We start from the raw sequence: 20,196 nt of genomic DNA, 5'->3' as shown, positions 1-20,196 counted from the left end.
CCGGTGGTGCCGGACCCCGGCGGAACCTCGACTACTGGTCGGCGGGCTCGTCGGCCAGGATCAGGTAGAGCTTCTTGCGGGCGTCGTTGACGACCGCCATCGCCTTCTCCCGCTGGGCGGGGGTACCGGTCGCCCAGACCTGGCGGAATGCCTCGACCAGGCCGAAGCCCGCCTGCCTGATCTCGTTCATCGCCTCCCAGTCGACGCCCCGTCCGGCCCCCTCCCAGGGCGCGTCAGGTCCGCCCTCGGCCTCGGCGCGGCCCGCGTCGGTGAGCGTGAACAGCTTCTTGCCGCCCTCGGTCGCGCTCTCGATCAGGCCCTCGTCCTCCAGGAGTTGCAGCGTGGGGTAGACCGAGCCGGGGCTCGGCTTCCACGCGCCGCCGCTGCGCTCGCCGATCTCCTGGATCATCTCGTAGCCGTGCATCGGCCGGTCCCTGAGCAGCGCCAGGATCGACGCCCGCACATCACCGCGCCGCGCCCGACCGCGCGGGCCGCCGCGCCCTCGGCCATGCCCCCATGGGCCGCCGCCGAACGGCGGCCCGAACGGGCCGAAGGCCGCCCGCCGCTGCTCGAAGCCCTCCGCGCCCTGGGCGAGGCGCTCGCCGCCCGGTCCGCGGCACTCTCGTCCGTGTCCGTGTCCGTATCCGTGGGAACGCATGGTCGCGCTCCTTCCATGTCGATGGGTGTGCCGACGTGCGCGGATCGCGCACGAGGCTCGCAGATCCTTCATTGATCTGTCGCGATGGTTCAACGATATATCGGTGACTGTCGCTCGGCAAGGCTCTTGTGCCGGCTTCCGTGAATTGGCCGTGTCCGGCGGCCGCCCGGGCCGGATACCGTCGCGATCATGAAGATCCGCATCGTTGACGCCTTCACCGCCCGCCCGTTCGCCGGCAACCCGGCCGGTGTCGTACTGCTCGACGCAGACGGGTTCCCGGACGAGGACCGCATGCGTCAGGTGGCCGCCGAGGTCAACCTGTCGGAGACCGCCTTCGCCTATCCGCTGCCGCCCGGCGCACCGGCGGACTGGGCGCTGCGCTGGTTCACCCCGGTGACCGAGGTCGACATGTGCGGCCACGCCACCCTCGCGACCGCGCACACCCTGCTGAGCACCGGCGCCGCGACCGGCATGATCCGCTTCACCACCCGCAGCGGCGTGCTACGCGCCGCGTCCGCCGACGGCGGCGCGGTCACACTGGACTTCCCCACCGCCCCGCTCGCTCCGGTGGAGCCGCCCAGCGCACTGCCGCAGGCGCTGGGCGCGCCGGTGCTCGGGGCCTACGACACCGGGCGGAACGTCGGTGATCTGCTGGTCGAGCTGCCCGACGAGTCGGCGGTGCGCGAGCTGTCCCCCGACCTGGCGGCGATCGGCCGACTCCCGCACCGCGGTGTGATCGTCACCGCCGCCGCGCGGGACCGGACCGGCGGCTACGACTTCGTCTCCCGGTTCTTCGGCCCGGCCGTGGGCATCCCCGAGGACCCGGTCACCGGCAGCGCCCACACCGCGCTCGCCCCGTTCTGGTCCGCACGCCTCGGCCGTACCGAACTGACCGGACTCCAGGCCTCCGCCCGTACCGGCCTGGTGCGCACCGCGCTGCACGGCGACCGCACCCTGCTGACCGGCCACGCGGTCACCGTCATCGAGGGTGACGTGCTGGCCTGACGCGCGTGCCGGGGGCCTCGCGCCCCCGGCACGCTCACTTCGTCGGCAGCCAGCCCACCTTGCCCGCCAGCAGCACGTAGCCGACGAAGGCCACGGTGTCGATCAGCGCGTGCGCCGCGACCAGCGGCCCCACCCGGCCCCAACGGCGGTACAGCAGCACGAAGATGACGCCCATCACCATGTTGCCGACGAACCCGCCAATGCCCTGGTAGAGGTGGTACGAACCGCGCAGCACCGCGCTCACCGCCAGCGCCGCGCCCGACCGCCAGCCCAACTGGTCCAGCCTGCGCAGCAGATAGCCGACGACGATGACCTCCTCGACCACCGCGTTCTGCACCGCCGCCGCGATGAGTACCGGAATCCGCCACCACACATCGGGCAGCGACTCCGGCACCACGGTGAGGTTGACGCCGGCCGCCCGCGCGCCCAGGTAGAGCGCGAGACCGGTACCGCCGATGCCCGCCGCGACGAGCGCGCCCCACGCCAGGTCGAAGCGCGGCCGGCGCAGGTCGAAGCCGATCGACCGCATCCCGACGCCCTCCCTGGCCAGCAGATGCGCGACCAGCGCGACCGGGACAAGCGCGGTCCCCACCGAGAACAGCTGCCACGCCAGGTCCAGCCAGGGCCGTCCGGGCGCCTGGGTGCCGACCAGGGTGGCCGCCTGGTTCCGCAGCGCGCCGGGCTTGGTGATCGATCCGATGAAGCTGATGAGCGCGCTGACCGCGCTGGCGCCCAGCGAGAGGGCCAGCACCAGCAGGGTCTCACTGCGCAGGGTGCGCGGGGCGAGGGCGGATCCGTGGGTTCCGCGCGGGGTGGAGGGTGTCACAGCACTCCCAACGCGGGCGGACCCCGTCGAGGTGCCGCCGGTGCCCTCGGAAAACTCTCCGTGCACACATGCCTCCGTCTGTGCGATCCGCCGGCACTCCGCCGTTCGCACACGATAGGCGCTCAGCTCAGCGGCAGCCCCGCTGGCCAGCTGTGCACCGGGTCGCCGGAGCGCATCAGCTCGCTGTAGCGGCGGGTCATCGCGGCCAGCGCCTTGTGCCGGTCCAGGCCGCGTTCCAGTGCGCGGTGGTAGGCGGCGGCCTGCCAGGAGGCGCCGTTGACCCGGCAGCGGCAGCGCTCCTCGATCACCCCCAGGTAGCGGTCCCGGTCGGCGGGCGCCACGCCCCACGCGTCGAGCCCCGCCGAGGCGAGCGGAAGCAGTTCGTCCTGTACCAGCCGTACGGCGGGGACGCGGGTCAGACCGCCGCGCCCGGGGCGCGGCCAGGTCAGCTCCGCCTCGATGCCCTGGCGGCAGGCGGTCTCGAAGTTCTCGGCGGCGGCCGAGAACGGCAGCCTGGTCCACACCGGACGCGAGGACTCCGCGAGAGCGCGGATCAGGCCGTAGTAGAACGCGGCGTTGGCCACCACGTCTGTCACGGTGGGACCGGCGGGCATCACCCGGTTCTCCACCCGCAGATGCGGTACGCCGTCGACGACCGCGTAGACCGGCCGGTTCCAGCGGTAGATGGTGCCGTTGTGCAGTTGCAGTTCCTTCAGCCGCGGTATGCCGCCCTCGTCCAGCACCCGTAGCGGGTCCTCGTCATCGCAGATGGGCAGCAGGGAGGGGAAGTAGCGCACGTTCTCCGCGAACAGGTCGTAGGCGCTGGTGATCCACCTTTCGCCGAACCACGTCAGCGGGCGCACGCCCTGCGCGATCAGCTCCTGCGGGCGCGTGTCGGTGGCCTGCTGGAACAGCACCGGGCGGGTCTCCCGCCACAGCTCGCGGCCGAACAGGAAGGGCGAGTTGGCGCCCAGGGCGATCTGCGGGCCGACCGCCGCCTGCGCCGCGTTCCACACGGCGGCGAAGCGGCCGGGCGTCACCTGGAGGTGCATCTGCATCGAGGTGGCCGCCGCCTCCGGGGCGATGGAGCCGGAGGTGGACGTGAGGTGCTCGACGCCCTCGATGTCCAGGGTGAGGTCCTCGCCCCGGGCCGCCAGGATGCGGTCGTTGAGCAGCCGGTAGCGGTCGACCCGGGAGAGGTTCGCCTGTACCAGGTCCTGTGCGCTGAGGGTCGGCAGAATTCCGATCATGACGATACTCGCGCCGACTTCCGCGGCTTTGCGGTCGGCATATCCAAGGCCTATCCGCAGTTCTTCCGCAAGTTGATCGAGGACCCGCCCCGAGAGCCGGTGCGGGGCGATGTTCACTTCGATGTTGAACTGCGCGAGTTCCGTCTGGAAATCCCGGCTGGCGATGCGTTCCAGGACCTCTTCGTTCATCATGCGGGGCAGTCCGTCGGAATCCGCGAGATTCAATTCGATCTCCAGCCCCATCAGGTTGCGGGGCCGGTCGAAACGCCTCTCCTCCAGGAGTCGCTCCAGACCCGCCAGACACTGCTGCAGCTTGCGCCGGTACCGCTGTCGATCGGACAGGTCGAACCCGCTGGCCACGACCTTTTCTCCCATCGCAGGGTCCCTCCTCGTATGGGCCGTGCACCGATGATGCCCCGCACAGCGGATCCATAACGCCCAGCGTGCGCCCGGTGGACGCGGGGCGCTCGGTTCGGCCGTTCCGGCACATTCCGTTGGCATACGAATCCGTCCAGCCCAACTGGCACGACCGACCCGAAAAATCATGCGCGGGAACCGGCCATCCGCGCAGCCGTTGTTGTGCCAGCGTATCGCCGCTATGCTGCTCGAGAATGGTTCTGAATAGCGCGATCGAACGGCTTGATACAGCCTTGCCACTACTACCGCAACCCGGTAGCCGAATCGCCGGGCGAACACGTTTCGTATAAACTTCGCGCACAGGCAGAGACTCCACGACCCGCCGGGTGCGCCCCCGCGCACACCCAGGCCCCGGGAAGAACTCTGCATGCCACCGCCGGAACCGGACATCCCGCGCGCCCAACGGGCGGGGTGCCCGGCCGACAGCGTCTCGTAACACCCTGTAGTACAGCAGCTTCACAACGTACACAGAGCCGTACGCACCGCGTCCTGCACCACCCTGTCTCCAGCGAGAGGCGACCCACAATGCCGCTGCATGTCCCCCCGGCCCCCGCGCCCGCTCTGCGCAGCGTTCTCGCGGCCCTTGCTTCCCCGGTGGCTGTCCGCGCCGCCAGCACGCCCGCCCTGCGCGCCTCCGCCGGTCCGCTGGTGCCCGAGCACCCGCTTGCGGTCCATCTGCTGAACCCGGTAGCGGCGAGCGACGGGATGCCACGGGCCAGGCTGACCGGGTGGCGGTTCCTCGTCCGCGGCGGCGACCGGGTGGTGGCTGCGGCCGAGACCATGATCACCCCGGACGGCTGGGCGTTCGCGCACTTCTGCGAGGGGCCCTACCTCGCCTCCACCGAGCACGCGCTACGGCAGGCGGAGTTGCTGCCGTCCGCGTACCAGCCGCGGCTGCTGTCCATCCCCGGCCTGTACATGCTCTGCCTGTGGCTGCACGGCGACCTCGCGGACGGTGACGACGCCCAGCCCGCCCCGGCGGACGTGCTGATTCCGCTGGCTCCGGCACCGCCGGGCATCGCGGCGCACCGGCCGTACCGTGTGGCGGACCTGGTGCCGGTGCTCACCCACCGGCTCAGTCCGGTGCCGCTGCTCGGCAGCGGGGTGTAGCGGAACGCGCGGCGCGAACCCGTGCGCCCCCGGCCAGAGCGCCGGGGGCGCACTGTCGCTGCGGGTGGCGCGTTCCGGTGGCGCGCTGAACCGGAACGTGCGCCGTAACGTATCCACTGACGCGGGCCGTCCCGGCGGCGGTGGATCCAGCGGCAACCGCCCGGGCGGGTGACGCGTCCCCAACTGTTGAGGAGAGCTGAGCCGAAATCCCTGCGGAACCAGGCCCGTAGGGCAAGACTGGACCCGACCGAATCGAAACGGGGGGCGGCCATGAGCACGGTAGACCACCGATCCAGCCGCACAGCAAACCAATCGCAGCGAAAGACCACGTCAATGTGCCAGCACCAGCCTCAGTGCCCGTCCGCAGACTCCGCCGACCGCGAGGCCGCACACCCTGTGGCCCATCACCCGGAACAGGGTTGGAGCCTGCTGTGCAACGGCGTCCTGCTCTTCGAGGACACCGGTGAGCTGCTGCCGGACGGACAGATCATCGCTCCGCACCGGCCACTGGACGCCGGGAACATCGCCACCGCGGCCTGATCACACCGCGCCGCGAACCAGGGCGGCGGATCGCCGCCGCCCTGATCCCACGGTCTTCGATCAGGCGTCGTACTCGTCCAGCGGCGGGCACGAGCAGACCAGGTTGCGGTCGCCGTACGCGCCGTCGATCCGCCGTACCGGCGGCCAGTACTTGTCGGCCGCCGAGACCCCGGCCGGGAAGACGGCCTCCTCGCGGCTGTACGGGTGGTTCCAGGCGCGGGTGAGCGTGGCCGCGGTGTGCGGCGCGTTGCGCAGCGGGTTGTCGTCCGCGGGCCACTGCCCGGAGCCAACTCGGTCGACCTCACCGCGAATTGCGATCATCGCCGCGCAGAACCGGTCGAGTTCCGCCAGGTCCTCGCTCTCGGTCGGCTCGATCATCAGCGTTCCCGCCACCGGGAACGACATGGTCGGCGCGTGGAACCCGTAGTCGATCAGCCGCTTGGCGATGTCGTCCACGGTCACCCCGGTCGCCTTGGTGATCGGCCGCAGGTCGATGATGCACTCGTGGGCGACCAGCCCGCCGGGCCCGGTGTACAGCACCGGGAAGTACGGGGCCAGCCGTTTGGCCACGTAGTTGGCGCTGAGCACCGCGACCTGGGTGGCCCGGCGCAGCCCCGCACCGCCCATCAGTCGTACGTACGCCCACGAGATCGGCAGGATGCCCGCCGAACCCCATGGCGCCGCCGAGATCGGACCGACTCCGGTGGCCGGACCGGCGGTTGGCTGGAGCGGGTGGTTCGGCAGGTAGGGGGCCAGGTGCGCGCGCACCGCCACCGGGCCGACGCCGGGGCCGCCACCGCCGTGCGGGATGCAGAAGGTCTTGTGCAGGTTCAGGTGCGAGACGTCGGCACCGAACTTGCCCGGCTGGGCGAGCCCGACGAGCGCGTTCAGGTTGGCGCCGTCGACGTAGACCTGGCCGCCCGCCTCGTGCACGGTGGCGCAGACATCGGCGATGTTGTCCTCGAACACCCCATGTGTGGAGGGGTAGGTGACCATCAGAACGGCCAGTTCCGAGCGGTACTGATCGATCTTGGCATGCAGATCGTCCAGGTCCACATCGCCGTCCGTGCTGGTCTTGACCACCACGACCCTCATCCCGGCCATCACGGCACTGGCCGCGTTGGTGCCATGGGCGGAGGACGGGATCAGACAGACCGTGCGCTGGGTGTCGCCGTTGGCGCGGTGATACGCGCGCACCGCGAGCAGACCGGCAAGTTCGCCCTGCGAACCGGCGTTGGGCTGGATGCTCACCCTGTCGTAGCCGGTGATCTCGGCCAGCCGCTCCTCCAACTCGCGGATGAGCGTGACATAGCCTTCCGCCTGCTCGATGGGGGCGAACGGGTGCAGCGCGCCGAACTCCGGCCAGGTGACCGGCTCCATCTCGGTGGTCGCGTTGAGCTTCATCGTGCAGGAGCCCAGCGGGATCATGCCGCGGTCCAGCGCGTAGTCGCGGTCGGCGAGGCGGCGCAGGTAGCGCAGCATCGCCGTCTCGGAGCGGTGCTGGTGGAAGACCGGGTGGGTCAGGTAGTCGACCTCGCGCAGCAGGCCGTTCGGCAGCGCGTCCGGGGTGGCCCCGTCCAGCGCGTCGATGTCGTTCCCCGCCACGCCGAACGCGTCCCAGACGGCGGCCAGTTGGGCCCGGTCGGTGGTCTCGTCGCAGGCGACGCCGACCAGGTCGGCGTCCACCTGCCGCAGGTTGATCCCGGCCCGGCGGGCGGCGGCCACCACATCGGCGGCGCGGCCGGGAACCCGGGCGGTGACGGTGTCGAAGAACCTGCCGTGCAGCACCTCGACGCCGCCCGCGCGCAGCCCCTCGGCGAGCACCGCGGCCTGGCGGTGCACCCGGCGGCCGATCGCCGCCAGGCCCTCGGGGCCGTGGTAGACCGCGTACATCCCGGCCATCACGGCGAGCAGCACCTGTGCGGTGCAGATGTTGCTGGTCGCCTTCTCCCGGCGGATGTGCTGCTCACGGGTCTGCAGCGCCAGCCGGTACGCCTTGTTGCCGTCCGCGTCCACCGAGACGCCGACCAGGCGGCCGGGCAGGCTGCGGGCGTACTGCTCGCGCACCGCCATGTATCCGGCGTGCGGTCCGCCGAAGCCCATGGGCACCCCGAACCGCTGGCTGGTGCCCACCGCGATGTCGGCGCCCAGCTCACCTGGCGAGGTGAGCAGGGTGAGCGCCAGCAGATCGGCGGCGACGGTGACGATCGCGCCGAGCTCGTGCGCCCGCTCGATGACCGGCCGCAGATCGCGTACCGCGCCGGAGGCGCCCGGGTACTGGAGCAGCACGCCGAACACCCCGCGCTCGGCGATCCCGTCGGGGATGCCGGCGGACAGGTCGGCGACGACGACCTCGACCCCGGTCGGCTCCGCGCGGGTCTGGATCACCGCGGTGGTCTGCGGGAAGCAGTCGGCGTCGACCAGGAAGACACCGTCCTTGACCTTGCCGACCCGCCGGGCCAGCGCCATCGCCTCGGCGGCGGCGGTGCCCTCGTCCAGCAGCGAGGCACCGGAGGTGGGCAGTCCGGTCAGATCGGCGACGAGGGTCTGGAAGTTGAGCAGCGCCTCCAGGCGGCCCTGCGAGATCTCCGGCTGGTACGGGGTGTACGCGGTGTACCAGGCCGGGTTCTCCAGCACGTTGCGCAGGATCACCGGCGGGGTGAAGGTGCCGTAGTAGCCCAGGCCGATCATCGGGGCCAGCACCTGGTTGCGGTTGGCGAGGGAGCGCAGCTCGGCCAGTACCTCGACCTCGGTACGGGCGTCCGGCAGGCGCAGCGCCTCAAGGCTCTTGATGGTGTCGGGCACGGCTGCCGCGGTCAGCTCGTCCAGCGAGCCGTAGCCGACCTGGGCGAGCATCTTGGCCTGGGCGCCGGCGTCCGGGCCGACGTGACGCCGCTCGAACGGCGTGTCGCGCTCCAGCTCGGCGAGGGGGATGCGGTGGGCGGTCATCTCTGGGAGGCCTCCTGGTCGGTGTGCGACCTAGCGAGGGGCACCTCGGCGCGGTGCCCTGTCGGCCTCCCCCTCTGTCATCGACCTGAGAGCTTCACCGCGACCGCCGAGGCGGCGCGGCTTTCACCGTCGGTGAGGACGGAAACCGCCCCGGCCCGATCAGGCACCGAGTCAGCCCGCCCTGCTTTCCAGAGTGACCTCGTCCGCGCGGTACGGATGCCTGAGAGATTCCGGGGAGGGTTTGCTCCTTCGGCGCCTGGCGACGGTTTCCGGTGTCGTCAGGACTCTCCCGCACAGGGTCAGCGGCCACTTGCAACCCTACCAGCGCAGTCGTCGCAAACCGATGGTCCTCGAATGGTCCTTCGATCGGACTTGACCGCCCTCTCGATTCGACACGCCCCGGAATGTGGCTTTTCGTGAAGGTGGTGGACTTCCCCCACCGCCTTGAGGGCGTGGGTGGTATCCCCGCCCATCGCCTCGCGGGCGTGGGAGGGGCCCCTTCGACCACATGGAGGGATCGTGCAGACCGATATCGATCCGCGGAGCCTGATCGGCCGCAAGGCGTTCGACCGAAACGGCGTGAAGATCGGCACGGTGGACGAGGTGTATCTCGACGACGCGACGGGCGAGCCGGAGTGGGCCGCGGTGCGCACCGGGCTGTTCGGGCGCGACGCGTTCGTGCCGTTGGAGCCCAGCGAACTGGAGGGCGATTCGCTGCTGGTGCCGTTCGACAAGGCCCTGGTCAAGGACGCCCCGGACTTCGGCGTCGGACGCCATCTCTCCCCCGAGCAGGAACTCCAGCTCTACCACCACTACGGCCTGGAGGTGCCGCCTCCGGGGCCCGAGGCGAAGCCGCCCGCCGACACCGACTTCGGCCGCATCGCGGGCGAGGACGCCCAGGACTGACCGCTTACGGCGGATCCGCCGCGGGCGCGGGCACCAGCGGCAGCGGCTCGGCGGGCGCCAGCAGCGGATCGTCCACCGCGAAGGTGCGCACCCGGCCCGGCTCACCGCCCGGCACCTCGAAGCGGACGGTGACCCGGCCCACCCCGCTGCCCTGCACCCACCCGGGGCCGTGCTCGGCGTGTGTCACGTCCTGGCCCGGTCTCCAGTGGCGCGCGACCGGCCCGGGGACCGGCTCCGGACGTGCCGGGGCGGTGTCGGCGGACTCCGGCTCGGCCCGGCCGTCCTCCTGGACCTGGGCGAAGAGGTCCTCCTGGGTGAAGTCCGCGAGGCCCGCAACTCCGACGCCGAGCAGCCGGACCCCTCCGGTGGTGTCCACCGCCTCGATCAGCCGTCCGGCGGTCTCCCTGACCACCAGCGGATCGTCGGTGGGCGCGCGCAGGGTCTCGGAGCGGGTGAGCGTGGTGAAGTCGTAGCGGCGCACCTTGAGGACGACGGTACGGCCGGATCGGCCCGCGGAGCGCAGCCGTTGGACACAGCGGTCCGCCAGCCTGCCCACCTCGGCCCGCACCCGGGCCCGGTCGGTGAGGTCCACGTCGAAGGTGTCCTCCACCGAGATCGACTTCACGTCCCGGTCGGCCACCACCGGCCGGTCGTCCTGCCCGGTGGCCATGGCGTACAGCGAGGCGCCGTGCGCCTTGCCGAGCAGCCGGACCAACTCGGCCTCGCCCGCCTCGGCGACATCGGCGACCGTGGTGATCCCCGCCCTCCGCAGGTGCTCGGCGGTGGCCGGGCCGACGCCCCACAGGGTGCGAACCGTCTTCGGGCCGAGGAAGTCCTGCTCCGTGCCCGGTTCGATGACCACCAGGCCGTTGGGCTTGGCGGCGTCGGAACCGATCTTGGCCAGCAGCTTGGAGCTGGCCAGCCCGACCGAGGCGGTCAGCCGGGTGGCCGCCGTGATGTCCGCCCGCAGCCGCTCGGCGACCTGGCGCACCCTGGTCGGCAGCTCGGACTCCGGCAGCGCGCGCAGCCGCTCGCCGCACTCACCGGCGGCCAGGTCGACGAACGCCTCGTCCAGGCTCAGCGGCTCCACCAGCGGCGACAGCTCGTGCAGCAGGGCCATGACCGTGTCACTCACCTGGCGGTACAGCCCGAATCTGGGTGTCAGATAGGCCGCGTTCGGGCACAGCCGCCTGGCCTGCGCCATGGCCATCGCGGAGTGCACACCGTAGACCCGCGCCTCGTACGAGGCCGTGGAGACCACACCGCGCGGCCCAAGGCCGCCGACCACCACCGGCTTTCCACGCAGGCTCGGCTTGGCTGCCTGCTCCACCGCGGCGAAGAAGGCATCCATGTCGAGATGCAGGATCGTCGGTGTGTTCCTCACAGCCACTGATGCTGCCGCATGACACCGACAACCGCCGTACATGTGTACGGCAGGCGGGAATGGCCGCTTCGGCGGTCAGCCCGCGCGGTTGCGGCGGCGGGCCAGTTCGTCCCCGGGGTTGTGCCCGACCAGCGTCTCTCCGGTGTCCACCCGCTCGCCGTGCAGCTGGGCGAGGCTGCTCTCCACGTCCCGCCAGACCACGCCCACCGCGATACCGAAGACGCCCTGGCCGCCCTGAAGCAGGCTCACCACCTCGTCCGGCGAGGTGCACTCGTAGACCGTGGCCCCGTCGCACATCAGCGTGGTGCGCACCGCGTCCGCCTCGGCCCAGGTGCTCAGATAGCGCACCGCGGTACGGATGTTCTGCAGAGCGACGCCGGTGTCCAACAGCCGCTTGACGATTTTGAGGACGACGACGTCGCGGAAGCTGTAAAGTCGCTGGGTTCCGGACCCGTACGCGGGCCGGATACTGGGCTCGACCAGGCCGGTGCGGGCCCAGTAGTCCAACTGCCGGTAGGTGATCCCGGCCGCCGCGCAGGCCGTCGGGCCTCGGTAGCCGACGCTCTCGGCCTCGCGCTCCGCCCCCGTGACACCCTCGTCCGCCATGCGGTGCGGGGTACGGGACACGGCCCCGTGGACCGGAAACGCACCGCCCGCGGCCGCCCCGTCGCCGGTGCTTCTCACGCCGACCTCCGTCCCTTCACATCCCGGAGCACACAGGTACGCGACCCTGCCCGCCACGGATCCGCGGGGGACACGGCATTGCACCCTCCAGGACTTTCCCACTCGACGGTAGGGAGTCACTCGGAGTGCGTCAACGATCGCCACACTCGGCACGCCGAGTGGTTTCCACCCCAAGAGTGGTTTCGCGTGCCCTCTCGGCGGGAAAGGCTAGCCGAATGCGCTGAACGGCCTCGGCCGGGTCACTGATTGCTGGTGCCGAAGTCCTCCGGAGAGATCTGGTCGAGGAACTCCCGGAACTTCTCGACCTCGTCCTCCTGCTCGTCGGGGATGGCGATCCCCGCGTCGTCCAGGACACCGTCACTGCCGAAGATCGGCGTTCCGGTGCGCAGCGCGAGCGCTATGGCGTCCGACGGCCGTGCGCTCACCTCGACCCCGCTGGCGAACACCAGCTCCGCGTAGAACACGCCCTCCCTCAGGTCCGTGATCCGTACCTCGGTGAGCTGCTGGCCCACCGCGTCGAGAACGTCCTTGAAGAGGTCGTGGGTCAGCGGGCGCGCGGGCGTCATGCCCTGCTGGGCGAAGGCGATCGCGGTCGCCTCCCCCGGTCCGATCCAGATGGGCAGGTACCGGTCGCCGCCCACTTCGCGCAGCAGCACGATCGGTTGGTTGGAGGGCATTTCCACCCGGACACCCACGACGTCGAGCTCATTCACACAGCAACCCTAGGCCGTTACCGAAGACTTTGGGTAGTCGGGCGTCCCGCCCCTCGGGACCCCCGGCCCACCCGCTGGCCGAAACATTTCGCCAGTGACCAGGTCATACATGGTTACCGCCGAGTCAACCGCGGCTGCCAGATCCCGTTCAGATCTGCCGCACCCGCAGCGCCGACTGGACGAGTGCGGCGTGCAGCCGTACCGACAGGGCGGCCAGCTCCCGCGCCGTCGCCTCGGCATGCGCCCTGGTCTGCGGGTTCCGGTGCCGACGCAACGGCGCGACCACCTGCTCCACCAGGCTGACCTGGCGGTCCGCGGCGGCCTTGACCGCCCGCAGATGACGCGGCTCCAACCCGAAGTCACCGAGGTCGCGGATGAGCTTGGCGATAGCTGCCGCCTCGGCGTCGTACACGCCGTCCGCGTCCGGCTCGATCAGGCCGTACGACTCCCAGCCGTTCAGCTCCTCCTCGCCGACGCCGGAGGCGGCCAGCAGCTCCTCCCGGGCGATCCGGGACCCACCGCCGCTGTGCGGCTCCGTACCCGCGTCCAGCAGGTCCACCGGCTCGGCCGGGCCCGGCAGGGCGACCTGCTCGCCCGCGTCCAGCGCGTCGAGGTACTCCCTGATCACTTTCAGCGGCAGGTAGTGGTCCCGCTGCAGCCGCAGCACCTGAGCCAGCCGTTCCACATCGCGCACCCCGAACTTCCGGTACCCGGAAGGGGTGCGCTGCGGCTCCACCAGGCCCTCCGCTTCCAGGAAGCGGATCTTCGAGATGGTGACCTCGGGAAACTCGTCACGCAGCAGCGCGAGCACCGCTCCGATGCTCATCAGCCGCCCGTCCGTGGCGGCGGTGCCGTTTCCGGCACCGCCCGGCGGTGTACGCAGCATGAACCTTCCCCTTGCGGGTGTGCGGGTCAGTAGCTCCGCTGGCTCGTGTAGAAGACCAGCCGGTACTTGCCGATCTGCACTTCGTCTCCGTTGTTGAGTGCAACGGAGTCGATCGGCTCACGGTTCACGTACGTCCCGTTGAGGCTGCCGACGTCGGCCACGCTGAACCCGCCGTCGGCACCCCTGCGGAACTCGACGTGCCGCCGAGACACCGTCACGTCGTCCAGGAAGATGTCGCTCTGCGGGTGCCGTCCGGCCGTGGTGACCTCGCTGTCCAGCAGGAACCGGCTGCCGGAGTTCGGGCCGCGCTTGACCACCAGCAGCGCCGAACCGAGCGGCAGCGCCTCCACCGCGGCCTGCGCCTCCGGGGTCAGCCACGGCAGCGCCGTCTGACCGGTCACCTCGGCCTCGTAGGCCTCCAGGCCGGAGATCGAGATGGTGGAGGTGGTCTCGGAGGAGCGCTCCGCGGCGGCACCACCGCGCAGCGGCGCACCGCAGTTGGAGCAGAAGCGGCTCGCTTCCGCGTTCTGGTGTCCGCACCTCACACACACCGGCAAGGACGCCATGGGCTGAGCCTCCTGCCGCGGCTGGCCCGCGGGAACGTTCGACGCATACGGGTCGGAGGAAAACCCTCCACCCGTACCTGAGGTCGATGGTTCCTGGAAACCTATGCGGCCCGACGCGGCAGGGTCAACAGATACCGGCCCATGGCCACCCGAAATGTCGCCACCCGGAGCAACCGACTCATCCCGGAAAAGCGGACGCTCCTGGCCCGTCCCCTCACCCTGCGCCTGCCGTGGTGCCCGGTGACGCGCCGTAGCCGGGTCACCCGCCTGACGTGCGCGCCTGCCGAACAACTTCTCAAACAACTTCACGGGCGATTCCCCTTGAAAGAAACAGACCCGCCCGTGGGGCAGGACGAACCCTCGCAACACCGACCGGCCGCTCCGGTCATCCGGACAACGAACCAGGTCACTCCACAGTTTCCACCACGTACCGCCCCTTCGGTACGCCGCCCCCTCGCGCCGTCAACCCCTCCCCAGCTACGCTCCATGTCCCCCCGCCTCACTGGCCTGACGACCGAGCGTAGTCAGGCTGTTTCACCGATCGCAAGGCGTCCACGACGATCTTCTGCGACGGTACAACGGATACCGTAGCCTGCTCCTTCTGCAAGGTCTGGACCACGCCGCCGGGGATGTTCAACGCCGGTTGCAGGTCAGGCGGGTTGCCGATGACCTTGAACACGTACGGTGGCGACAGCTGGTGCCCGTCGACCGACACGCCGCCCCCGACGTCCGTGAAGTACGTGCCCGCCACCGCCCGTACGTCGTTGATCTGCACCGCCTCCGCACCCGCGGCCCGCAGTTCCTGCAACGTGTCCAGCAGTTCGTCCGCCGAGACGGCACCACCGGACGGGCGGATCGTCAGCGTGATCCCGGGGCCCTGGGCGGCCACCGTGCCCGCCAGCACGCCGAGTTGCTGCGCCTTCTGCTGGGTCTGCTTCTGTGCCTCGGCGGCCTGGTTCGAACTGCTCTGCAACTCGGTGCGCTGGTTGTCCAGACCGCGCTTCTCGTCCTCCAGCCGCTGGGTCCTGGCGTCCAGTTCGGACAGGATCCGCACCAGGTCCTCCTGACGGGCGCCGCGCAGCACACCGTTGTCACTGGCGGTGCGGACCTGGATGGCGAACCCCAGGCCCAGCGCGAACAGCAGCAGGGCGAAGATGAGTTGGGCCCGGGTGAAGCGCGGCGGCCACAGCCCGTTGACCAGCCGTTGCATACCAGTGGGTCGTCCGGTGGTCCCGGTCTCCCTCTCCGGGTCCGGCTCTGACCTGACCTCAGGTTCCGGTTCCGCTTCCGGACCGGGCGTCGGCTTGCCCTCGGACGCCGACTCCGGGGGCAGCGGCTGGCGCTCCGGCTGCTCCTCCGGCCGCTCGTTGTCGCTCATCGCCGCCTCACGCCCGGAACACATGGCGGCGGATGGCCGCCGCGTTGGAGAAGATGCGGATGCCGAGCACCACGACCACGCCGGTCGACAACTGGGCGCCGACGCCGAGCTTGTCGCCGAGGAAGACGATCAGCGCGGCGACCACGACGTTCGACAGAAACGACACCACGAAGACCTTGTCGTCGAAGATCCCGTCGAGCATCGCGCGCACCCCGCCGAACACCGCGTCCAGCGCCGCGACCACGGCGATCGGCAGATAGGGCTCCACCGCCGATGGCACAACGGGCCGCAGCACCAGCCCGACCACGACTCCGACGACGAGCCCCAATACGGCGATCACTTCTTGACCTTCCCTGTCTGCGCGGTACCCGAGCCGCCACTACCCGCGACCGGCGTGGCGATGCGCACCGCCACGCTCGGGGCGGCGGGCAGCCGCACCTCGTCCTTCACCGAAATGCTGGTACGGATGCCATAGTTCTGCTGCAACACACGCAGGTACTGGCCGTCCGCACTGCCCTGGAAGGATGTGCTCAGTCGCGGTCCGTCACCGATCGCGAGCACGGTGTACGGGGGCACCAGCGGCTTGTTGTCGACCAGTATCGCCTCACCCGCGGCCCGGATCGCGGACAACGCGGTCAGCCGCTGCCCGTTGATGGAGACCGCCTCGGCACCGGACTGCCACAGTCCGTTGACCACGCGCTGGAGGTCACGGTCGCGCACCCGGCCGGTGTCGGAGAAACCGCTGGTCTCCCGCGGCCCGGAACCGGTGCCTCCGGAGGCTTCCTTGGCGTCGTCCACTACCAGTTGGACACCGGGTCCGCTGACCGCCGTCGCACCGGAGAGCAGACTCATCAGGTCCGCGTCGTCCCTGCCGTGCCGGGGCAGCGCGTGCCGCTGCTGTGACTCGACCTGGCCGCGCAGGGTGTTCACGTCCTTCTGCAACCGGTCGGTGCTACGGGTCTCGGCGCTGATCCGGTCGATCAGCTCCTGGCGCTCCCTGGCCAGCGTGGGCGCGGAGTACTGCGCCTGGGCGGCGCCGAGCGTGATCACCAGGGCGACGACCACCAGCCCGCCGGCGAAAACGGCCCGGGCGCGGGTGGTGCTCGGCAGCCGGGAGCGCCCGGTCTCGCCACGGCGGGCGGCGGCCTCCGCGTAGCCGTCGTCCAGGCTGTGCTCCATGATGTTGGTCAGCAGCGACATGGAGGCGTCACGGCGCGGTGGCGGCGTCGAGGTGCTCCGAACGGGGGGCTGCTGCGGCATGCCGCACATCGTCGCACGTCGCACCGACACTTCTCGAACGGCCCCCGTACGACGCGCCGTTCAACTCCGCGTCAGCTCCCGTGGCGCACACGCGCGGCGATGAGACCCGCACGTACGGCACGCGTCGCCGCCCCGAGGGAACGGCGACGCGCATACGTCCGGAAATCAGTGACCGGCGCTCTCCACGACGGCGGACCACTCGTCCAGCAGCGCCTGGGCGGAGGCGTCATCCGGTCCCTCCGCCCACAGCCGGGTCACCGCCTCCGCCGGGTCGGGCAGCACCAGTACCCAGCGGCCGTCCGGCTCCACCACCCGCACACCGTCGGTCGTGTCGACAAAGCGATCGCCCGCCTCCTCCACGACCCGCCGCATGACCATTCCCTTGACCGCCCAAGGCGTGGCCAGGTCCCGCTTGAGCACATGCGCCCGCGGAATCCGCGCGTCGATCTGGCTGAGCGTGAGCTGGGTGCGGGCGACCAGGCCGACCAGCCGTACGAAGGCGGCGGCGCCGTCGAAGACACTGCTGAACTCCGGGATGATCAGACCCCCGCGCCCATCACCGCCGAAGATCGTGGACTCCATCCGGCAGACCCGGGTCAGGTCGTCAGGCGAGGTGGTGGTCCACTCCACCTGCGTGCCGTGGTAGGCGGCGACCTGCTCCGCGATCCGAGTGGTGGTCACCGGCAGCGCCACCCGCCCGCTGCGCCGCTCCGCCGCGACGAGGTCCAGCATGACCAGCAGAGCGCGGTCGTCCTCCACGATCCTGCCGCGCTCGTCCACCAGGGAGATCCGCTCGCCGACCGGGTCGAAGCGCACTCCGAACGCGGCCCTGGCCGAGGCGACGATCTCGCCCAGGCGGATCAGCCCCGACCTGCGCTCGTCCGCGGTCTCGGTCGGCCGGGCCTCGTCCAGGCCCGGGTTGATGGTCAGTGCGTCGACACCGAGCCGGCCGAGCAGGTTGGGCAGCACGATCCCGGCGCTGCCGTTCGCGGCGTCCACCACGACCTTCAGCCCGGCCTCGCGCACGCCGGTGGTGTCCACCGCCCTCAGCAGCGCACCGGTGTACGAGTCGAAGACGCTGGACGGGAAGGTCAGATCGCCGATCTCACCGGGGAACGCCCGACGGTACTCCTGGCGCGCGAACACCCGGTCGAGCTTGCGCTGCCCGGCCTGGGAGAGGTCGGCGCCCCGCTCGTCGAAGAACATGATGTCGACCGAGTCCGGCACCCCGGGGGTGGTACGGATCATCACCCCGCCCGCGCTACCGCGCGCGGTCTGCTGCCGGGCCACCGGCATCGGCACGTTCTCCAGGTCGCGTACGTCGATGGCGCTGGCCTGCAACGCGGAGATGACGGCACGTTTCAGCGCCCGCGCGCCACGGGAGTGGTCACGGGCTGTGGTGACCGTGGAGCCCTTCTTGAGGGTGGTGGCGTAGGCGCCCGCCAGCCGTACCGCCAACTCCGGGGTGATCTCCACGTTCAGGATCCCGGAGACGCCGCGCGCCCCGAACAGGTGCGCCTGACCGCGGGACTCCCAGATGACCGACGTGTTGACGAACGCGCCCGCCTCGATGGTCTTGAAGGGGTACACCCGGACATTGCCCGCGATGATCGACTCCTCGCCGATCAGGCACTCGTCACCGATCACCGCCCCGTCATCGATGCGCGCAGCACGCATCACATCGGTGTTCTTGCCGATGACACAGCCGCGCAAATTCGTCTGCGGGCCGATGTACACGTTGTCGTGCACCACCGCCTTGTGCAGGAAGGCACCGGTCTTCACCACGACGTTCGACCCGATCACCGTGTGCTCGCGGATTTCCGCGCCCGCTTCCACCTTCGCGTAGTCGCCGATGTAGAGCGGGCCGCGCAGTACGGAGTCGGGATGCACCTCGGCGCCTTCGGCGGCCCATACTCCAGGGGAGATCTCGAACCCTTCGATCTCGACGTCCACCCGGCCTTCCAGGACGTCCGCCTGGGCCTTGACGTAGCTCTCGTGGGTGCCGACGTCCTCCCAGTAGCCCTCGGCGATATAGCCGTAAATGGGTTTGCCTTCCTTCATCAACTGCGGGAAGACATCCCCCGACCAGTCGACCGGAACGTCCGGCTCGACGTAGTCGAACACCTCCGGCTCCATCACGTAGATGCCGGTGTTCACGGTGTCGGAGAAGACCTGTCCCCAGGTCGGCTTCTCCAGGAAGCGCTCGACCTTGCCCTCCTCGTCCACAATCGTGATGCCGAATTCCAGTGGGTTCGGCACCCGGGTGAGGCACACGGTGACAAGCGCGCCCTTTTCCCGATGAAAGTTGATGAGTTCGGTCAGGTCGAAATCGGTCAGGGCGTCCCCCGAGATGACCAGGAACGCGTCGTCCTTGAGTGCTTCCTCCGCGTTCTTGACACTCCCTGCGGTGCCGAGCGGCTTCTCCTCATGGGCATAGGTGAGGTCCATGCCCAGTTCCTCGCCGTCACCGAAGTAGTTCTTGACCAGCGACGCCAGGAATTGCACCGTAACCACGGTCTCGTTCAGACCGTGCCGCTTGAGCAGCCGCAGCACATGCTCCATGATCGGCCGGTTCACCACCGGCAGGAGTGGCTTGGGCATGCTGGAGGTCATCGGGCGAAGGCGGGTACCCTCGCCACCGGCCATCACGACGGCCTTCATGTCGGAAGCGTCCTCCTCGAAGAGACGGCAATCTCGCCGACTTCACCCGTCCAGATCCCCGTGGATCCAGCGCTTTCCAGCGTTGACCCGGCGCTCGAGCACTGGCCCGGCGCTCGCGCACCCGGCCTCGTGTGCGCCGGGTGCGCGGGCTCAGTCGGCCGTGGCGTCCGCCCTGACGAGTCGGCGGACCTGAACCACGTAGAGGATTCCTGCCCACCAGTACAGCGTTGTACCCCATCCGGCGAACGCCCATCCGAAAATAGCAGCGAGCGTGTGCAACCACCCGTTGCCCTCGCTCAGCAGCAGTAGCGGAAAGGCGTACATGAGGTTGAAAGTTGCCGCTTTCCCCAGAAAGTTCACCTGCGGCGGACCGTATCCGTGCCTGCGCAGCACCAGTACCGCCACACCCAGCATCAGCTCGCGGGCGACCAGGGCACCGGTCAGCCACCAGGGCAGGATCTCCCGCCAGGTGAGGCCGACAAGGGTGGACAGAACATAGAGCCGGTCGGCCGCAGGGTCGAGGATGCGGCCGAGACTGCTGATCTGGTTCCACCGCCGGGCGAGTTTGCCGTCCAGGTAGTCGCTGACTCCGCTCAGTGCCAGTACCAGCAGGGCCCAACCATCACAGTTCGGTCCGCCGAACGTCGGCCAGAGAATCAGCCACAGGAAAACCGGCACACCGACGAGACGCGCCATGCTGAGGATGTTGGGGATGGTGAGGACCCGGTCAGTCTGCACCCGTGTCTCCTGGACCTCCACCCGCAGTGCCTCCTGTTGTAAGTCCGGTACCGGTCAGTAGCGGTAAGTGGCGCTCGCCGTCTGGACCATGCGGGTGACGCAGGCCGTGTGAACGAACGTAACGACGATGTGTCTTGACCTTACCGGGGCACGAGCGTGCCCAGCGCATAGGGGGCACGTCGGCGGCACTCCGCGCGGCTCCGGGAACGCGAAAGGGGCCTCTTCCCCGACCAAACGGTCCGGGAAGAGGCCCCTTTTTGCAATG

Annotated in this window: 18 protein-coding genes and 1 riboswitch; of the genes, 4 read left to right on the top strand and 14 right to left on the bottom strand. The window is 70.1% G+C overall.

Features of this window, described 5'->3' with window-relative positions:
* Nucleotides 1–31 precede the first annotated feature (31 nt).
* Nucleotides 32–658 carry a PadR family transcriptional regulator gene (locus tag O5O46_RS21455; protein WP_269857143.1) on the bottom strand — a complete coding sequence of 209 codons (627 nt, stop codon included), beginning with the start codon at nt 656–658 and terminating at the stop codon, nt 32–34.
* A gap of 189 nt (nt 659–847) precedes the next feature.
* Here O5O46_RS21455 and O5O46_RS21450 point away from each other — a divergent pair, with 189 nt between their 5' ends.
* Nucleotides 848–1,663 (top strand): PhzF family phenazine biosynthesis protein, encoded by an 816-nt coding sequence (locus O5O46_RS21450; protein WP_269857142.1) that lies wholly within the window; start codon nt 848–850, stop codon nt 1,661–1,663.
* Between the two features lie 34 nt (nt 1,664–1,697).
* Here the strand turns inward: O5O46_RS21450 and O5O46_RS21445 are convergent, their stop codons facing one another.
* Complete coding sequence (locus tag O5O46_RS21445) at nt 1,698–2,489, bottom strand: CPBP family intramembrane glutamic endopeptidase (protein WP_269857141.1); 792 nt, start codon at nt 2,487–2,489, stop codon at nt 1,698–1,700.
* A 122-nt stretch (nt 2,490–2,611) separates the two neighbouring features.
* Complete coding sequence (locus tag O5O46_RS21440; protein ID WP_269857140.1) at nt 2,612–4,114, bottom strand: glutamate--cysteine ligase; 1,503 nt, start codon at nt 4,112–4,114, stop codon at nt 2,612–2,614.
* Nucleotides 4,115–4,681: 567 nt separating this feature from the next.
* Here O5O46_RS21440 and O5O46_RS21435 point away from each other — a divergent pair.
* Nucleotides 4,682–5,266 (top strand): hypothetical protein, encoded by a 585-nt coding sequence (locus O5O46_RS21435; protein ID WP_269857139.1) that lies wholly within the window; start codon nt 4,682–4,684, stop codon nt 5,264–5,266.
* Nucleotides 5,267–5,599: 333 nt separating this feature from the next.
* Nucleotides 5,600–5,806: a DUF5999 family protein gene (locus tag O5O46_RS21430; protein WP_269857138.1), complete on the top strand. Its 207-nt coding sequence runs from the start codon at nt 5,600–5,602 to the stop codon at nt 5,804–5,806.
* Between the two features lie 60 nt (nt 5,807–5,866).
* Here O5O46_RS21430 and gcvP read toward each other — a convergent pair whose 3' ends face one another.
* Nucleotides 5,867–8,755, bottom strand: a complete 2,889-nt coding sequence (gene gcvP / locus O5O46_RS21425) for an aminomethyl-transferring glycine dehydrogenase (RefSeq protein WP_269857137.1) — start codon at nt 8,753–8,755, stop codon at nt 5,867–5,869.
* Between the two features lie 198 nt (nt 8,756–8,953).
* A riboswitch (glycine riboswitch) is annotated at nt 8,954–9,057 on the bottom strand.
* A 217-nt stretch (nt 9,058–9,274) separates the two neighbouring features.
* On the opposite strand from gcvP, the gene O5O46_RS21420 reads away from it, so the two are divergent.
* Nucleotides 9,275–9,661, top strand: coding sequence for a PRC-barrel domain-containing protein (locus O5O46_RS21420; RefSeq protein WP_269857136.1), 387 nt, complete (start codon nt 9,275–9,277; stop codon nt 9,659–9,661).
* A gap of 4 nt (nt 9,662–9,665) precedes the next feature.
* On the opposite strand, the gene O5O46_RS21415 is transcribed toward O5O46_RS21420, so the two are convergent.
* From O5O46_RS21415 to O5O46_RS21370, 10 genes are all read right to left on the bottom strand, one after another.
* Nucleotides 9,666–11,045: a DNA polymerase IV gene (locus O5O46_RS21415; protein WP_269857135.1), complete on the bottom strand. Its 1,380-nt coding sequence runs from the start codon at nt 11,043–11,045 to the stop codon at nt 9,666–9,668.
* A gap of 75 nt (nt 11,046–11,120) precedes the next feature.
* Nucleotides 11,121–11,672 (bottom strand): MerR family transcriptional regulator, encoded by a 552-nt coding sequence (locus O5O46_RS21410; RefSeq protein ID WP_443072597.1) that lies wholly within the window; start codon nt 11,670–11,672, stop codon nt 11,121–11,123.
* A 296-nt stretch (nt 11,673–11,968) separates the two neighbouring features.
* Nucleotides 11,969–12,442, bottom strand: a complete 474-nt coding sequence (locus tag O5O46_RS21405; protein ID WP_255924243.1) for a bifunctional nuclease family protein — start codon at nt 12,440–12,442, stop codon at nt 11,969–11,971.
* Nucleotides 12,443–12,590: 148 nt separating this feature from the next.
* Nucleotides 12,591–13,328: a transcriptional regulator FtsR gene (ftsR, locus tag O5O46_RS21400; RefSeq protein WP_269857133.1), complete on the bottom strand. Its 738-nt coding sequence runs from the start codon at nt 13,326–13,328 to the stop codon at nt 12,591–12,593.
* A gap of 26 nt (nt 13,329–13,354) precedes the next feature.
* The gene (locus tag O5O46_RS21395; protein WP_443072596.1) at nt 13,355–14,311 is read right to left on the bottom strand and encodes an FHA domain-containing protein; all 957 of its coding nucleotides are present in this window, start codon (nt 14,309–14,311) and stop codon (nt 13,355–13,357) included.
* 82 nt (nt 14,312–14,393) lie between these two features.
* Nucleotides 14,394–15,272, bottom strand: a complete 879-nt coding sequence (locus tag O5O46_RS21390) for a DUF881 domain-containing protein (protein ID WP_269857131.1) — start codon at nt 15,270–15,272, stop codon at nt 14,394–14,396.
* Nucleotides 15,273–15,279: 7 nt separating this feature from the next.
* The gene (locus O5O46_RS21385; RefSeq protein ID WP_255932469.1) at nt 15,280–15,612 is read right to left on the bottom strand and encodes a small basic family protein; all 333 of its coding nucleotides are present in this window, start codon (nt 15,610–15,612) and stop codon (nt 15,280–15,282) included.
* Nucleotides 15,609–16,541, bottom strand: coding sequence for a DUF881 domain-containing protein (locus tag O5O46_RS21380; RefSeq protein ID WP_269857347.1), 933 nt, complete (start codon nt 16,539–16,541; stop codon nt 15,609–15,611). Before O5O46_RS21380 ends, O5O46_RS21385 begins: the two co-directional genes overlap by 4 nt.
* A 156-nt stretch (nt 16,542–16,697) precedes the next feature.
* Complete coding sequence (locus tag O5O46_RS21375) at nt 16,698–19,193, bottom strand: mannose-1-phosphate guanyltransferase (protein ID WP_269857130.1); 2,496 nt, start codon at nt 19,191–19,193, stop codon at nt 16,698–16,700.
* 150 nt (nt 19,194–19,343) lie between these two features.
* Nucleotides 19,344–19,952 carry a CDP-alcohol phosphatidyltransferase family protein gene (locus O5O46_RS21370; RefSeq protein WP_269857129.1) on the bottom strand — a complete coding sequence of 203 codons (609 nt, stop codon included), beginning with the start codon at nt 19,950–19,952 and terminating at the stop codon, nt 19,344–19,346.
* Nucleotides 19,953–20,196 lie beyond the last annotated feature (244 nt).

Source organism: Streptomyces sp. RPT161, from assembly GCF_027533845.1.
Taxonomy (GTDB): Bacteria; Actinomycetota; Actinomycetes; order Streptomycetales; family Streptomycetaceae; genus Streptantibioticus_A; species Streptantibioticus_A silvisoli_A.
This window is presented reverse-complemented; position numbering and strand designations above follow the sequence as displayed.

Excerpts from the sequence above, each read along its gene's own strand:
- ftsR (WP_269857133.1), bottom strand. The coding sequence starts at position 13,328 with ATGCTGCGTACACCGCCGGGCGGTGCCGGAAACGGCACCGCCGCCACG.
- O5O46_RS21455 (WP_269857143.1), bottom strand. The coding sequence starts at position 658 with ATGCGTTCCCACGGATACGGACACGGACACGGACGAGAGTGCCGCGGA.
- gcvP (WP_269857137.1), bottom strand. The coding sequence starts at position 8,755 with ATGACCGCCCACCGCATCCCCCTCGCCGAGCTGGAGCGCGACACGCCG.
- O5O46_RS21390 (WP_269857131.1), bottom strand. The coding sequence starts at position 15,272 with ATGAGCGACAACGAGCGGCCGGAGGAGCAGCCGGAGCGCCAGCCGCTG.
- O5O46_RS21450 (WP_269857142.1), top strand. The coding sequence starts at position 848 with ATGAAGATCCGCATCGTTGACGCCTTCACCGCCCGCCCGTTCGCCGGC.
- O5O46_RS21435 (WP_269857139.1), top strand. The coding sequence starts at position 4,682 with ATGCCGCTGCATGTCCCCCCGGCCCCCGCGCCCGCTCTGCGCAGCGTT.
- O5O46_RS21440 (WP_269857140.1), bottom strand. The coding sequence starts at position 4,114 with ATGGGAGAAAAGGTCGTGGCCAGCGGGTTCGACCTGTCCGATCGACAG.
- O5O46_RS21430 (WP_269857138.1), top strand. The coding sequence starts at position 5,600 with ATGTGCCAGCACCAGCCTCAGTGCCCGTCCGCAGACTCCGCCGACCGC.
- O5O46_RS21380 (WP_269857347.1), bottom strand. The coding sequence starts at position 16,541 with ATGTGCGGCATGCCGCAGCAGCCCCCCGTTCGGAGCACCTCGACGCCG.
- O5O46_RS21375 (WP_269857130.1), bottom strand. The coding sequence starts at position 19,193 with ATGAAGGCCGTCGTGATGGCCGGTGGCGAGGGTACCCGCCTTCGCCCG.